Below are 13817 nucleotides of genomic sequence, written 5' to 3'. Positions count from 1 at the left end.
CTCAGTGCGCTCGAACGAGAAACCTCGGCGCGCACTGCTTGAAATCGGCCAATGGCGGCCGAATGACGCAAGATTGGCATAAGCGGCCCGGGTCCGCCAAGCCGCGCCCGATACTCACCCCCATACTAGCAGAGCCACCGACTAAGCCGATGTATCGCACCACACCGCCCGTCATTCGCCTCAGCGACTATCGCCCCCCGGAATTCTTGATCGACAGCGTTGCGCTGCGGTTCGAGCTTGATGACCAGCAGACCCAGGTCGAGGCTGAGCTCAGCTTGCGGCGCAACCCGGCGGCAACCCGTGGCGATGGTGATCTGCGGTTACATGGCGAGCAGCTCAAGCTTAAGGCGATCAGTCTGAACGAGCGGCCGCTCACGCCTGCCGAGTATCAGGTTGAAGAAGATCAGCTGCTGGTGCATCGAGTCCCCGATCGATTTCGATTGCAGACCCGAGTGCAGCTGAATCCGAGCGCCAACACCGCCTTGGAGGGGCTCTACGTCTCCGGTAGCATGCTCTGCACCCAGTGTGAGGCGGAGGGCTTTCGGCGCATCACCTACTTTATCGATCGCCCGGATGTCATGGCCACCTATCGCGTGACGCTGATCGCCGACGCTGAGCGTTATCCGGTGCTGCTCGCGAATGGCAATCCAGCCGGCGAGGAACGGCTCGAAGACGGCCGTCTCTGTGTGCATTGGGATGACCCCTTTCCGAAGCCAAGCTATCTGTTTGCTGTAGTCGCCGGTAACCTCAGCGCTGTCGAGGATCGATTCAAGACGGCTTCAGGTCGTTGGTTGCCATTGCGCATCTACGTCGAGCCCGGTAACGAGGAGAAATGCACGCATGCCATGCAGTCGCTGATCCGCGCCATGCGCTGGGACGAGGAGCACTATGGTCGGGAATACGATCTGGAGGTGTTCAACATCGTTGCCGTCAGCCATTTCAATATGGGCGCGATGGAGAACAAAGGGCTCAATCTGTTCAATGCCAAGTACATCCTGGCGAGTGCGGAGTCCGCGACCGATGCCGACTTTGCTGGCATCGAGGGCGTGGTCGCGCATGAATATTTCCATAATTGGACCGGCAACCGCATCACCTGCCGCGACTGGTTCCAGCTCAGCCTGAAGGAAGGTTTCACTGTCTATCGCGACCAGGAGTTCTCGGCGGATATGGGCTCGCGTGGGGTCAAGCGGATCGCGGACGTGCGTCAGCTGCGCGCGCGCCAATTTCCGGAAGACTCAGGCCCCATGGCGCATCCGGTGCGGCCCGATTCCTATATCGAGATCAATAATTTCTACACTGCGACGGTCTATGAAAAGGGCGCCGAGCTGGTGCGCATGCAAGCCAAGCTGCTTGGCCCGGAGCGCTTCCGCCAGGCGACCGATCTCTACTTCGAGCGCTTCGATGGCCAAGCGGTGACCACTGATGACTTTGTCAGCTGCATGGAAGCGGCTGGCGGTATCGATCTGACCCAATTCAAGCGCTGGTACAGCCAGGCCGGCACGCCGCAGCTCGACTGTGCCGATCAGTTCGACGCCACGACCGGAACCTATCGGCTTGAAGTTCGCCAGCACACGCCAGCCACGCCGGGGCAGCCCGAGAAACAGCCCTTACACATCCCGCTCGCGCTCGGTCTGCTTGACGCTCAGGGTCAAGATCTGCCGCTGCAGCTGGCGGGTGAGCAGAGGGCGCCGGCGGCGGGCACCCGCATGCTTGAACTGCGTCGCCCGGTCGAGACCTTTGTCTTCACCGGACTCACCGAGTGCCCGGTCCCCTCGTTATTGCGCGGTTTCTCGGCACCGGTACAAGTCCAATATCCCTATACCGATGAGCAGCTCAGCTTTCTAATGGCGCACGACACGGATGGCTTTAACCGCTGGGATGCGGCGCAGACCTTGGCCCAGCGGTTGTTGCTGGCGATGGTGGCTGATCCAGCGCTGAGCGTGCCGGAGCGCTTCATCGACGCGTTCCAGCGGGCGCTGCGGGATGAGAGCGCCGATGCGGCGTTGATCGCTGAAGTGCTGACGTTGCCCTCTGAGAGCTATCTTGGCGACCAGATGCGGATCGTGGATGTCGATGGCATCCATCGCGCCCGCCAGGCACTCGCTGCCGAGGTCGGCAAGCGCTTGCGCGAGCTCCTGCTAGGGGCCTACGAGCGGACCCGCACCGATGCTGGCTTCGACCTGAGCCATGCGTCGATGGGGCGCCGCGCGCTCGGCAATCTTTGCCTGAGCTATCTGGTGCGCGCTGGCGATACCGAGGGGCTGATCCTGGCACAGCAGCAATTTGACGCCCAGCAGAACATGACCGACGTGATCAGCGCGCTACGCCTGCTGATCGAGGCGCCGACTGCGCCATCTGCAGACACTCCAGCGGCGAATGCTGGAGCCGTAAGCCCAAGCGGGGTAGCCGGAGTTGGAGCCGAGTCGGGCAGCAATGCCGGCGAACAGGCACTCGCGGCCTTCTACCAGCGTTGGTCTGGTGAGCCCTTGGTGCTCGACAAATGGTTTGCGCTGCAGGCGCAGAGCAGCCGGAGCGATACGCTAGCGCGGGTCGAGAGTCTGCTGGCCCATCCAGATTTCTCACTCACTAACCCGAACCGCGTGCGGGCCTTGATTGGCGCCTTCGCTGCCGGCAACCCGGTGCGCTTTCATGCCGTGGATGGCACCGGCTACCGCTTCCTCGCCGACCGTATCCTCGAGCTTGATCCACTGAATCCGCAGATCGCCTCGCGCCTGGTCTACCCGATGACGCGCTGGCGCCGCTACGATGAGGGCCGACAGCAGCGACTGCGCACGCAACTTGAGCGCATCCTCGAGGTGGAAGGACTCTCGAACGATGTCTACGAGGTCGTCTCGAAGAGTCTGGACGCCGGCTGATCGAACAGGCACTCGCCGCCAGCCGGGGTAAGGTCTCTGGCCCTGGCGGCGCGGCGGAAAGGCTGGGCTTGAAGCCCACCACCCTGACCTCGCGGATCAAGCGCCATGGCATTCAGCGGCGGTGATGGGCATTCGGCGGGTCGCCGGCCAGGCAACCGAGCAACCGCTTTTGAGATCGCCTGATGCCAGAAGGTTCTCTGCTGCTGCTCGCGGCTTTCCCGCGCATCATCGCTGCAAGCGCGGCTATCATCGTCGACAGTGCGGTATGCAATCGCTGGATGCAAGCCCTGGTTGAAGGCGATCTTAATGGTGCTTGTGTGCCGGCATGGCGCTTGGATCGATGCGCCGCACCGGCAGGTTTAGCGTCTGTAAAGAGCCGTCATCGAAGCCTAAGGTGAGTTCGATTTGATCGCCTGGCGCGAGCGTTTTGGTCAGGCCGATCAGCATCACATGCAGGCCGCCGGGCGCGAGGGTGACTGTCTCGCCAGCGGGCAGTGCGATCTGCTCGACTTGACGCATGCGCATCATGCCGTCTTCCATCCGGTGCCTGTGCAATTCCACCACCTCGGCGGCATCGCTCTCGCCGGTGATCAAGGCGCGATCCTGCTCGCCTGCATTGGTCAAAGTCATGAAGGCGGCACTGTTGGGCTGGCCTGGCGGCACGGCGCGCGCATAGGCGTCTGCGATGGCGATGCCCTCGGCAAACGCCATGCTCGGCAGGGCGAGGCCCAGCGCGAGGCTGAGGGCGAGAGTGATGCTGAGTGACAGTCCAGAGATTGCTTCCCGATTTCGGAGCGACCGGTCGCGGCAACTGGCCGCGAATGATGGACAGTTTCTTGGGCTCATCAAGCACCACTGGGGCTGTGGTCGCGCCTCAGCACGAGGGGCCAAGCGGCGACCAATCGCATTCAGGGTGACAGCCATCGATTCATCTCCAAAACTCAAGTGTTGAAAGGGAGTAGGCGAGCGGTTCGGGACGCTTGATCTGGTCAGTGTCGCGATCGATCAGGTCGATCCGTTGCGCAAACTGGCCAGCTCCGCTTCGAGTGCTGCTCGGGCGGCGGCCTCGCGACGCGCCTCTGCTAAGGCCGCATCGCGCTCGCGGCTGGCTTGATCCTGTGCACGGCTAGCCGCATCGCGCTCGCGGCTAGCTTGATCACGTTGGCGGCTGGCCTCGTCACGCTCGCGCTCGGCTTGCAAGCGTGCCTGTTCGGCTTGCGCATGTGCCTGCTTCGCTTGCGCCTGCGCCTGCTCCGCTTGCGCCTGCGCCTGCTCTGCTTGTGCCTGCGCCTGCTCCGCTTGTGCCTTTTCCAGTTCCGCGCGCGTCCATTCTGGCAGCACGAAGTCGCTATAGACCGGATCGCAACGAATCGCATCCAGGTCGGGCCGGCGGATCAGGTCACTGACGCGGAATTGAAAGCCGGGCAGTATCCGCGAGCGCACCAGGCGTTCATCACCGCTGCCCTCGATCGGTAGCGGGCTGTAGACGCTACTGCCTCGGGTGCGGCCGTAGAAGGCCAGGTTGCCCTGCTCGCGGTGCAGCACGTAATACTCGGGCACGCCTGCGGCAGCATACTCGGCCTTCTTGACCACCAGGTCGCGATGGATGTAGGCCGGTTTCTCGGTCGAGAGCGCTTCGACGCAGAGGTCAAAAACGCCGTGGTAGGAGCTATCGGTCAGATCCAGCGGCACCAGGTTGCTGTCGAGCACCAGCGCCAGGTCTGGCTTGCGGATCACCGTGCCTGTTCTGAGCGCCAGCCGAAAGCCCATCTCCAGCGCCACCAGCTTGCCGATCGGCTGCAGCCGCAGGTAATGGCGCAACAGCTCCAGAAACCAGAGATAGACCTGAAAGGTCTCGAAATCCGACACCGGCTTCTCCTCTAAGCGGCCATTGTTCCACTCGTAGCTGAAGTCAGCGCTGTGGTACCAGTCCTGCCAGTACTCCTCTTCGCTGACCAGTCGGCCGTCGGCGGAGACCGGCTCGGCGTGGGCGAGCGGCTCACCTGGAATGGGCCATTGTGGCATTTGCGGCAACTCTCGAGTCGTTAAGCTTGAAGGCGATACTAGTCAACGCCTATGAGTGCCGCAAGCTCGCGTCCCGCGGGTCCAGGCGCAAGGAGTTCGATCAGGCGCGCGGCCTTGTCGAAGGTCTCGCGGTATTCCTGCTCGCAATCGGAGTCATGCACCAGGCCGCCGCCGGACCAGAAACGGACCTGTCCGGCGCTATGCACAATGGTGCGAATGGCGATATTGGTATCCATGGCGCCATCAAAGCCCAAGTAGCCGATGGCGCCGCAGTAGACGCCGCGTCGATGCGGCTCAAGCGCTTCGATGATCTGCATGGCGCGGATCTTCGGTGCGCCGGTGATCGAGCCGCCGGGAAAGCAGGCGCGCAGCAGCGAGCTGGCGTCTTCGTTCGCGCGCAGCTCACCGGTGATGGTGCTGACTAGATGGTGTACCGAGGCATAGGATTCGGTCGCGAACAGGCTTGGCACCTGGATGCTGCCAGTGCGGCAGACGCGGCCAAGATCATTGCGCAGCAGGTCGACGATCATCAGATTCTCGGCGCGATCCTTGGGGCTCTCGGCAAGCGCGCGTTTCAGCGCGGCGTCTTCGTCGGGATCGGCGCTGCGAGGGCGGGTGCCCTTGATCGGTCGCGTCTCGACGCGCCCGTCGCGCAGCGCGAGGAAGCGCTCGGGTGATGAGCTGAGGATCTGGCCAAAGGGGGTCTGCAGATAGGCCGAGAACGGCGCTGGGTTCAATTGCCGCAGGCGGCGATAGGCGCTCCAGGGGTCGCCGCTGGCGCGCGCGGCGAAGCGTTGGGCGAGATTGATCTGGTAACAATCGCCGGCGCGAATGTAGCCCTTGATGCGCGCGAAGGCGGCCGCGTACTCGGCGCGCGCGAGATTCGAGCGCAGTGGCTCGAGCGTGTGCAGTGGCTGGGGCGCCAGCAGCGGCTCGGGCGTGCGCAGTGGCGCGAGCCTGTGCAGCGGCGGGCATGCCTTCTGCGCGATCGGGCCGCGCGCGATCAGATCGGCGCTTGCGGGGCTTGATGTTGCCGCCGAGCGTGGCTCGGCCTGATCGGCGCTTGCGAAGCTCGATGTCTGTCCCAGGCGCTGCTCGGCGGCGAACGCGATGGACCGCTTCGTTGGCGTATCTGCTGGCGCATCCGTTGGCGAATCTGTTGGCAAATCTGTTGGTGTACTGGAGAGCATGCCGCGGAACTGCCGCAGCAGCCGCGGCCAGCGGGCCTGGGTCCGCGCATCCCGGCCAGCGCTGACCAGCCAGCTCCGCTGTTCGCCATGGTCGACCAGCAGCGCCCAGTCGAAGATGCCGATCGCCATCTCCGGCAGCCCCTCGGCGTCGATGGCGTGCACCGGCAGGTGCTCGAGGCGTCGCGCGAGGTCATAGCCGAACCAGCCGATGGCGCCGCCGACGAAGGGCAGACTAGCAATGGCGGGGTCGGCATGAGCCGCGGGTGGTCCGAGGGCCTCGCGGAGCAGGCTGAAGGGATCGGCGCCTGAGCGGTAGCAACCCGCCGCATCACGGACCTCGGTGATCACGCCGCGGGTGACCAGAGTCGCGCTCGGGTCGGTGACCAAGATGTCCCAGCGGCCGCCGCCGCCGCCGCAGGCCGTTGCGCTATCGAGGAACATTGCCCAGGGGCGACTGCTCAGAGGGGTGAACAGGTTGGCTGAATCGGCGCGATAGGGAAGCTCGTTGAGATAGCGCATCAGTCCGCCTTGACGCTGCCGTTGACATGATGCGCGACGCTTGCATCTGATGACAGCGAAGGCGCTAACCACCGGCAGCAAGCCGCCGGTGGTACAAGTCCGGGGACGTCTGTCTTCGTCGGTCTTGCTGGCCGTCGTTGTCTAATCGTCGCCGGTGCGCTGATAAGCGTCCGCGAGCTGCTTCTGGATATTCGCAGGCACTGGGGCGTAGTGGCTGAGCTCGATGCTGTAGGTGCCTTCGCCGCCGGTAATCGACTTCAGCCGTGATTCATAGCCTTCCAATTCGGCCAGTGGCGCCTCGCCCTCGATGACGATGCGGCCAAGGCTTTTCGACTCGCTGCCGTTGATGCGCCCGCGCCGCCCGGAGAGATCGCCGGCGAGATCGCCCATGTGGCTGTCCGGCGCGGTGATGCGGATCTTCACGATCGGCTCCAGGATCGCTGGCTTGGCCTTGAGCACGGCCTCGATGAAGGCCTTCTTGCCGGCGGTCGCAAAGGCGATGTCTTTCGAGTCGACCGGATGCGACTTGCCGTCGTAGACCGCGACGCGGACATCGTCCATCGGGTAGCCGGCGACGGCACCTTCTTCGAGCACCTGGCGCACGCCCTTTTCGATCGAGGGGATGAACTGGTTCGGGATACAGCCGCCGACAGTCTCGTCGGCGAACTCGAAGCCGCTGCCTTGCTCGCGGGGTTCGATGCGTAGATAGACCTCGCCGAACTGGCCGGCACCGCCGGTCTGCTTCTTGTGCCGATGGTGACCCTCGGCCTTGGCGGTGATGGTCTCGCGGTAGGGGATGCTTGGCGGCTTGGTCTCGACCTCGACGTGGAACTGCTCCGAGAGCCGGCGCAGCAGCACCTTCAGATGCACCTCGCCCAGGCCGCGCATCACGGTCTCGTTGGCGGCGGCATTGTGCTCGATGTGGAAGCAAGGGTCTTCGGACTCAAGCTTGTGCAGGGCATCGTTGAGCTTCTGCTCATCGCCGCGCTTGCTGACCGTGATGGCAAGGCCAAACAGCGGCACCGGGCACTCGATGCTGCGCAGATGGAAATGGTCCTCATCGTGCGAGTCGTGCAGTACGGCGTCGAAATGGATGTCGTCGACGCGCGAGACGGCGAGGATATCACCCGGCACACCCTCATCGGCCTCGATCAGCTCCTTGCCGTGCACCCGATACAGATGGGTGACCTTGAACGGCTTGCGCGCATCGCCGATAAGCAGTTGGCTGTTTGGCGTGATGCGGCCCTGATGGACGCGGAAGATGCCGATCTTGCCGCGGAAGGGGTCGTTGATGATCTTGAAGACGTGCGCGATCGCATGTTTGCTCGGGTCGGGATCGACGCTGACCGGTTTCAGGTTGGCGCCTTCGCCCTTCATGAACGGCGGCGGGTTGCCTTCGGACGGATTCGGCATCAGCCGCACCAGGATCTCCATCAACTCGGGGATGCCGGCGCCGGTCTCGGCCGAGCAGAAGCAGATCGGCACCAGATGCGCCTCGCGCAGCGCCGCCTCGAAGGGATCATGCAGCTGCTCGGGCTTGAGCTCCGAGCCCTGCTCCAGGTAGACCTCCATCAGGGCCTCATCGACCTCGACCACCTGATCGATGATCTGGCCATGGGCCTCCTCGACCGAAGAAAAATCGGTGACGTCGCCAGCCGGGTTGAAGAAGCAGTCGATGACGCGCTTGCCACCGTCCGCGGGCAGGTTGATCGGCAGGCATTCGCTGCCGAAGGTCGCGCGCAGTTGCTCGGTGAGGCCGGCCAGATCGACATCGGTGCCATCGATCCGGTTGACGATGATGATGCGACACAGATTGCGGTTGTCGGCCGCCTTCCAGGCGCGTTGGGTCAGCGGCTCGATGCCATTCTCGGCATTGACCAGGATGGCCGCGGTCTCGACCGCATTCAGCACCGACAGGGTGCGGCCGAGGAAGTCCGGATAGCCGGGGGTGTCGAGCAGATTGATGTGCTTGCCGTGAGCGGTGAAGCCGGTGATGCCGACATCGAGCGAATGCTGTAGCTCCTTCTCCATGTCGTCGTGGTCGCACACCGTGGTGCCCTTGGTCACGCTGCCGGGCTCGGCGATGGCGCCGGCGCTGGCCAGCAGGGCCTCGACCAGGGAGGTCTTGCCGGAACCGGCGTGGCCGACGAGGGCGATGTTGCGGACGTCCTCGGCGTTGTAGTCAGACATGCAGGAACCCTTTTCGCGCTTCAGTGGTTGGCAGGTAGCCGATCGCGACGGCGATGGCCGAGTTAAACAGCGGGAGTATAGCGTAACCCAGTGGTCATTTAGGATAGCTGCGGCGATTGATCGGCATGGCGCCTGCTTGATGCGTGCGATAGATCAATGCAGCCCGTACCATACAGGCTGTGCCTGCCTTGATTTGCCATCCCAGATCCTAGAGGAGAAGGCTTCGAATGTTCGATATCATCTGGATCGCGTTGGCCTTTGCGTTAGGACTCGGGGCGCGTCAAATCGGTTTGCCGCCGCTGGTCGGTTATCTTGTGGGGGGATTCTTGCTGCACGCTTTTGGTGCGCGCGAGGATGCCCTTGTCGAAGAACTGGCCCACATCGGTATTACCCTGTTGCTGTTCACCATTGGCTTGAAGCTCAAGCTCAAGAGCCTGGCGCAGCCGCATGTCTGGGGTACTGCGGTGTTGCACATGATCGCAATGCTGGCGCTGGTGGTGCCCTTACTGCTCGCGCTTGGTGGACTTGGGCTGCCGCTATTGGTGGGGGCTGATCTGGGCACCGCGGCCTTATTGACCTTCGCGCTGAGCTTCTCGAGCACGGTGTTCGCCGTCAAGGTGCTCGAGGAAAAGGGCGAGATGGGGGCGCTCTATGGCACGATTGCCATCGGTATTCTGATCATCCAGGATCTGGCGGCGGTGGTCTTCTTGGCCTTTTCGGCAGGCAAGATTCCGACCTTATGGGCAGTGTTCTTGCTGCTCCTGTTGCCGGCACGGCGGTGGCTGCACTGGCTGCTGAGTCATGCCGGGCATGGCGAGCTGCTGTTGCTGTTCGGACTGATCTTGGCGCTTGGAACCTCGGAGCTGTTCGAGTGGGTGGGCATGAAAGGCGATCTCGGGGCCATTCTGATCGGCGTGATGATCGCTAACCATCCCAAGGCGAGCGAGCTGGCGAAATCCTTGCTCGATCTCAAGGATCTGTTCTTGGTTGGTTTCTTCCTCAGCATTGGCCTGCAGGGGCTGCCGAGTCCAGTGATGATCCTGTTCGCGTTCGCGCTGCTGCTGTTGCTGCCTTACAAATGGGTGCTCTATCAGCAGCTGATGCTCTGGTTCGGACTGCGTGGGCGGACCGCCTTTCTCGGCGGCTTGACGCTGACCAACTACAGCGAATTCGGTCTCATCGTAGTCGCCGTGGGGGTCGAGAATGGCTGGCTCCATTCGCAATGGCTGGCAGTGATGGCGCTGGCACTAGCGTTCTCGTTTATCGCCGCCTCGCCGGCGGTGAGTCGCTCGCATGTCTGGTACGAGGCGTTGAGCCGTTGGCTGCGCTTGCTCGAGCGCCGGCGGCGCTTGCCGGAGGAGGCCGAGATCGATCCCGGCGACGCCAATGCTATGGTGGTCGGCATGGGGCGGATTGGCTGCGGTGCCTACGATGAGCTGGCGCATGCGCGTGGGCTGCGGCCGGTCGGGGTCGATGCCGATCCGGATACCATCAGGCGTCACCAGCAGCAGGGGCGCTATGTGGTACAGGGGAGTGCGACCGATGCGGATTTCTGGCATCGGCTACATCTCGACGATGGTCACATGCGTCTCGTGCTCTTGGCAATGCCGCGTGTCTCTGAGAATCTATTCGCGGCCGAGCATTTGCTCAAGGAGGGCTTCACCGGCACCATTGGCGCGATCGCCAAGTATCCGGACGATGAGCAAGCCCTGCGGGCGGCGGGTGTTCAGTTGGTCTTCAACCTCTACGCCGAGGCCGGTGCGGGGTTCGCCCAGCATGTGTGCGCCGGGCAACAATCAATCACAGAGTAGTTCGTAACAGGAGCAGGTTCATGGAGCCAGCCACAGACGACGATGTTGGGCTCAGTTTTCGTGAAGAGGTCGAAACGGGGGATGTCTGGGCTCGCTATGAGCCACAAGAGACTACGCCGTCACCTCTGGCGCCGGCGCAATTCCGGGGCCTTATGGAAAAGGCGGGCCTCAAGGTCAGCGATTACGCCATCGAGCCTTCAACACTCTCGACGCTGCGCGCCTGTATGCAACGAAACGAAGCCTGTGATCTGCGTCTCGGTGGCCCTGTCGATGCGCGTCTCGAGGTCTTTGTCAGCGCCAATGAGATGCTGGCTGGCGTGGTTGTTCATCCGCCTCGGGGGAAGGGGCAGGATCTGACCGCCGAAGCGCTGAATGAGGCCCTCAGGGATGCGAATATCCTGCGCGGTTTGCTTGCGGATAGCCTTGAGACCTTGACCAGCGATGCGCTCCGGCAAAAGCTCCGCGAGACCCAGATACCCGTTGGCATGATCGTCGCCTTTGGCGAGCCAGCCCAGGATGGCGTTGATGCCTGGCTAGAGCCGCTGATCGAAACCATTGTTGATCGTCGGCCGCAGGTCGACGAGGCTGGAAACGTCGATTTCCTCGAGCTTGGGGATTTTCCCCATATCGAGGTCGGCCAGGCGCTCGTGAGACATCACCCAGCGACCGAGGGTCAGCCAGGACGGACCGTGACGGGCCGATTGGTCAAGGCGCGCAACGGAAAGAACATTGTTCTCAAACCCAAGGATGACAGTGTTCAGCTAGCCCCCGGGGATGAGCATCTTTTGATCGCCGCCACCAGCGGCATGCCGGTGGTCTACAGCCAGGGCGCTTACGTTGAAAAAGTCCTGCATTTCGAGCAGGTGGGCATCGAAACCGGACATATCCGCTTCGATGGCAGTGTTCAGGTCAAGGGCAACGTTGAGCCGGGCATGAAAATCGAGGTGCAAGGCGATGTGAAAGTCGGTGGCTTGGTTGAGGCTGCGCATATCCAGGCAGGAGGTGCGATCGAAGTCAGCGGTGGCGTGATTGGCCGTCGACAATCCGATGGAGACGATCACCCCAGCACCAAAAAGTCCAGTTCAGAGGGTCAGGACGGCGCGGCAGGACCGATCGATGATGCGTATCTTAAGGCAGGCACTCAGATCAAGGCGCGCTTCGTGCAGGATGCGACGCTCGAAGCCGGTCAAGAGATCATCGTTCAGAAGCAGATCTTCCACTCCAACGTCAGGGCTGGAAGTCGGGTTCTGCTGCCAGGTCGCGGGGCCATCGTTGGCGGTGTGATTCGCGCTAAGGAGATGATCGATATCGGGGTTTCTGGCGCCATCGCCAATGTGTCGACCACATTGATCGCTGGAGAGAGCGAGGACATCAAGACGCGCATCGCCGACCTCAAGGAGGCGATCAATCAGATCGAGGGTCAGCGCAAGCAATTGACGGCGATTGTCGAGAAATTCGTCAAGCAGAAGAAACCGATCACGGCGGAGAAAAAACAAAAATTCCTTGAGGCGCGGGAAAGCCTTCATCAGCGGGAGCACGCCCACTATGACGAGTTGGCAGAGCTGAAAATCGCATTACAACAGTGCCAGTCAGCGCGAATCCGGGTCAGATTTACCTGCTATCCAGGGACCCTCATCAAACTGGCTGGCCATGAATTATCACCGCACAAGCAATTGGGGAACGTAACCTTCATCTTGCAGGATGGGGCCATTCAAACCCGCTGAGTCACGCAGGGCCTTGCCTGATCTGGCCAGGCTTGCGCTTTGAGGCTCGTCGGCAGCCTGAACGTAAACGAACTCGCGGCCCATCAGGAGCGGCATCAGCAGGAAGCTGGCTGCACTCAAGAAACCCGCAATGGTCAGCGTATCGACGATCATTTTATGTGTCCAGCCTCGAGCGAGGCAGTTGCTCTAGATGCTCCTAATATTACTAAACGCTTAATTGCCAAACAAGCGACTCGGTCACAGTTCGGCACATCAAGCTCGGCATATCGCGGCACGCGCATGCGCGCCTAAAGACAATGGCCGTACGTACAGAAGACACTTGTTGCTATCGTCCTGTCGGTTATAGTGGCAGCCGTCTGTCATGACAGGTCAAGGCCACTGATCGGGCTTATGCAGTGCCCGGCTTCTAGAGCGAGCGCACCGCATGCATCAATCGACCAACTCCAGCGCGTCTCAACCGCCACAGGCCGCTCCGCAGGGGCAGGGCAGTGCCCCAGAGGCGGCGGCTTCGATCGGCCTCTCCGGCCGCATCGCACGCACCTTTATCAACACCCCAGTGACGCCGATGCTCCTGATCGGCGCGCTCTGCATCGGCCTGCTTGGGCTGCTGTTCACACCGCGGCAGGAAGATCCGAAGATCTCGGTGCCGATGATCGATCTCTTCGTTCAGTACCCCGGTGCGTCGGCGGTGCAGGTCGAGAGCATGGTGACCCAGCCGCTCGAGCAGCTGATGATGGAGCTGACCGGCGTGCGCCATGTCTATTCCGCCACCCAACGCGGTGGTGCCGTCGTCACCGTGCGCTTCAAGGTCGGCGAGGACATGGGCCAGTCGGTGGTCAAGGTCCACGACAAGCTGCAGGCGAACATGGATCGCATGCCGCCGGATGTGCGACCGCCGTTGGTCAAGCCGGTTAGCATCGATGACGTGCCGATCGTGACCTTGACACTCTGGTCCGATGAGGTCGAGGACAGCCAACTGCGCACCCTGGGGCTGGATGTGCTGCAAGCACTCGGCTCGGTGCCCGAGACCGGCAAGGGCTTCGTCGTCGGCGGGCGCGAGGAGCAGATCCGGGTCGAGGTGATGATGGAGCGCCTGGCCGGCTATGGCATCACGCTCGATCGCATCGCCGAGACCATCCGCAGCGCCAATGCCGAGACCCAGACCGGCGCCACCGAAGGCGGCGGTACCTCGTATAAGGTCTATTCCGGGGCCTTTCTGCAGGATGCCGATGACATCGAACGGCTGGTGGTCGGCTCCCAGGGCGGCCAGCCGATCTACATCCGTGATATCGCCCGCGTGCGACCCTTGCCGCAGGAGACCGAGCAGGTCGTGACCCATCTGACCGGCCCGGCCTATCAGGGCCAGCATCCGGCGAATGGCGCGCAGGCGGTGACGCTTGCCATCGCCAAGAAAGAGGGCGCGAACGGCGTGACGGTGGCCGAGGCGGTGCTCGAGAAGCTCGCCGGTCTCGAGCAGCGGAT

At 62.6% G+C, this 13817-nt stretch carries 9 protein-coding genes; 5 read left to right on the top strand and 4 right to left on the bottom strand.

From position 1 onward, the window contains the following. Positions 1–149: 149 nt before the first annotated feature. Entirely contained in the window at positions 150–2876 is a 2727-nt protein-coding gene (gene pepN / locus VBE63_RS05305) for an aminopeptidase N (protein ID WP_323681960.1), read from the top strand. Then, positions 2873–3001, top strand: coding sequence for a helix-turn-helix domain-containing protein (locus tag VBE63_RS31305; protein ID WP_416274508.1), 129 nt, complete (start codon positions 2873–2875; stop codon positions 2999–3001). Before pepN ends, VBE63_RS31305 begins: the two co-directional genes overlap by 4 nt. A gap of 178 nt (positions 3002–3179) precedes the next feature. Here VBE63_RS31305 and VBE63_RS05300 read toward each other — a convergent pair whose 3' ends face one another. The 4 genes from VBE63_RS05300 to fusA all read right to left on the bottom strand — a co-directional run bounded on the left by VBE63_RS05300 (position 3180) and on the right by fusA (position 8800). Next, entirely contained in the window at positions 3180–3800 is a 621-nt protein-coding gene (locus VBE63_RS05300) for a copper chaperone PCu(A)C (protein ID WP_323681959.1), read from the bottom strand. An 81-nt stretch (positions 3801–3881) separates the two neighbouring features. Beyond that, a complete protein-coding gene (locus tag VBE63_RS05295) occupies positions 3882–4901 on the bottom strand; it encodes a Uma2 family endonuclease (RefSeq protein ID WP_323681958.1) in 1020 nt (339 codons plus the stop codon). Between the two features lie 38 nt (positions 4902–4939). Continuing rightward, positions 4940–6610, bottom strand: coding sequence for an aminodeoxychorismate synthase component I (gene pabB / locus VBE63_RS05290; protein WP_323681957.1), 1671 nt, complete (start codon positions 6608–6610; stop codon positions 4940–4942). A 141-nt stretch (positions 6611–6751) separates the two neighbouring features. Continuing rightward, entirely contained in the window at positions 6752–8800 is a 2049-nt protein-coding gene (fusA, locus tag VBE63_RS05285) for an elongation factor G (RefSeq protein WP_323681956.1), read from the bottom strand. A gap of 227 nt (positions 8801–9027) precedes the next feature. Here fusA and VBE63_RS05280 point away from each other — a divergent pair, with 227 nt between their 5' ends. The 3 genes from VBE63_RS05280 to VBE63_RS05270 form a co-directional block, all read left to right on the top strand. Beyond that, on the top strand, positions 9028–10611 hold the full coding sequence (locus tag VBE63_RS05280) for a cation:proton antiporter family protein (RefSeq protein WP_323681955.1): 1584 nt from the start codon (positions 9028–9030) through the stop codon (positions 10609–10611). 20 nt (positions 10612–10631) lie between these two features. After that, the gene (locus tag VBE63_RS05275; protein WP_323681954.1) at positions 10632–12335 is read left to right on the top strand and encodes a FapA family protein; all 1704 of its coding nucleotides are present in this window, start codon (positions 10632–10634) and stop codon (positions 12333–12335) included. Between the two features lie 424 nt (positions 12336–12759). Continuing rightward, on the top strand, positions 12760–13817 hold a 1058-nt coding region (locus VBE63_RS05270; protein ID WP_323681953.1), incomplete at its 3' end, for an efflux RND transporter permease subunit.

The sequence above is a fragment of the Lamprobacter sp. genome, from assembly GCF_034860625.1.
Taxonomy (GTDB): Bacteria; Pseudomonadota; Gammaproteobacteria; order Chromatiales; family Chromatiaceae; genus Lamprobacter.
Note: the sequence above shows the minus strand (reverse complement) of the source record. Positions and strands in the feature narration are given on the sequence as shown.

Excerpts from the sequence above, each read along its gene's own strand:
- pepN (WP_323681960.1), top strand. The coding sequence starts at position 150 with ATGTATCGCACCACACCGCCCGTCATTCGCCTCAGCGACTATCGCCCC.
- VBE63_RS05300 (WP_323681959.1), bottom strand. The coding sequence starts at position 3,800 with ATGGCTGTCACCCTGAATGCGATTGGTCGCCGCTTGGCCCCTCGTGCT.
- VBE63_RS05295 (WP_323681958.1), bottom strand. The coding sequence starts at position 4,901 with ATGCCACAATGGCCCATTCCAGGTGAGCCGCTCGCCCACGCCGAGCCG.
- pabB (WP_323681957.1), bottom strand. The coding sequence starts at position 6,610 with ATGCGCTATCTCAACGAGCTTCCCTATCGCGCCGATTCAGCCAACCTG.
- fusA (WP_323681956.1), bottom strand. The coding sequence starts at position 8,800 with ATGTCTGACTACAACGCCGAGGACGTCCGCAACATCGCCCTCGTCGGC.
- VBE63_RS05280 (WP_323681955.1), top strand. The coding sequence starts at position 9,028 with ATGTTCGATATCATCTGGATCGCGTTGGCCTTTGCGTTAGGACTCGGG.
- VBE63_RS05275 (WP_323681954.1), top strand. The coding sequence starts at position 10,632 with ATGGAGCCAGCCACAGACGACGATGTTGGGCTCAGTTTTCGTGAAGAG.